Genomic DNA, 1550 nt, shown 5'->3' on the forward strand with positions numbered 1-1550 from the left:
CGATCACGCGAGTCTCAAAGAAATTCTTCTCTTTCTTCAAGTCCATAATCTCGCTCATCCAAGGGAACGGGTTAGTCGTCCCTGGGTACTCTTCCTTCAAACCAATCTGCGACAAACGACGGTTAGCGATGAACTTCAGGTAGTCCTCCATCATCGCGGCGTTCATGCCCAGTACGCCGCGAGGCATGGTGTCACGCGCGTATTCGATCTCCAGCTGCGTACCCTGCAGGATCATCTGGGTCGCTTCTTCTTTCATTTCGGCGTCCCACAGGTGTGGGTTTTCGATTTTGATCTGGTTGATCACGTCGATGCCGAAGTTCAGGTGCATGGATTCGTCGCGCAGGATGTATTGGAACTGCTCGGCGACGCCGGTCATTTTGTTGCGGCGGCCCATGGAGAGGATCTGGGTGAAGCCGCAGTAGAAGAAGATGCCTTCCAGAACGCAGTAGTAGGCGATCAGGTTGCGCAGCAACTCTTTGTCGGTTTCCGGGGTGCCGGTTTCGAACTTCGGATCGGAGATCGAACGGGTGTACTTCAGGCCCCAGGCTGCCTTTTTCGCGACCGATGGGATCTCGTGGTACATGTTGAAGATTTCGCCTTCATCCATGGCCAGCGATTCGATGCAGTACTGGTAGGCGTGGGTGTGGATCGCTTCTTCGAAAGCCTGGCGCAGGATGTACTGGCGGCATTCCGGGTTGGTGATCAGGCGGTACACGGCCAGGACCAGGTTGTTGGCAACCAGGGAGTCGGCGGTGGAGAAGAAGCCGAGGTTGCGCATGACGATGCGGCGCTCGTCGTCGGTCAGGCCTTCCGGGTTTTTCCAGAGGGCGATGTCGGCGGTCATGTTGACTTCTTGCGGCATCCAATGGTTTGCGCAGCCGTCCAGATACTTCTGCCAGGCCCAGTCGTACTTGAATGGCACGAGTTGGTTGAGGTCGGCGCGGCAGTTGATCATGCGCTTTTCGTCAACGGCGACACGAGCGGAGGCGCCTTCGAGTTCGGCGAGGCCTTCGGCGACGTCGAGGGAGTTCAGTGCAGCCTTGGCGCGGGCCACGGCGGCCGAGTCGTCGGCGGTGACGGCGCGGGCTTCCAGCGCTGCGGCGCCGCCGGCGTTGTCGAGGCGGTCCATGTTGGCTTCGCTTGCGTGGCCGGCGTTGGCGCCTTTCACGGTTGCGACTTCACTGTCTTCTTTATCGAATTCGTCCCAGCTCAGCATGACGTGTCGTCTCCTGCGTGAGGGCTTGTGCCCGTGTGAAACCTGATGGGTTGGTTTTTCACACGGCCAAACAAGCCGCGTTGGATGTCGTTTTTTGCAGCGCTGCACGCAGGCAAATAAACAGAAAATTTGACGGGTTCCGAGAGCCTCTGATGGGCGCAATCAGCGTCGGGCACTGTTGCGGGGCTTCAGAATGGCTTTTGCTCCCTGTAAGGGAATATTGCTGACCCGTATAGGGCGGCATTATAGGGAAATTTTTACCGGCGTGGTGCGGCGAATCGGCTCATGGCGAGGCCGAGGAGGGGGTGGATTGCGAGCCGACCGAGGGATTACA

Annotated in this window: 1 protein-coding gene; it reads right to left on the minus strand. The window is 58.2% G+C overall.

Annotated features, from left to right (window positions below):
* A partial coding sequence (locus F8N49_RS27610; RefSeq protein WP_151553298.1) for a ribonucleotide-diphosphate reductase subunit beta occupies window positions 1-1216 on the minus strand: 1216 nt, incomplete at its 3' end.
* Window positions 1217-1550 lie beyond the last annotated feature (334 nt).

Origin of the sequence: Pseudomonas sp. GXM4 (genome assembly GCF_008923895.1) — a bacterium.
Taxonomy (GTDB): Bacteria; Pseudomonadota; Gammaproteobacteria; order Pseudomonadales; family Pseudomonadaceae; genus Aquipseudomonas; species Aquipseudomonas atacamensis.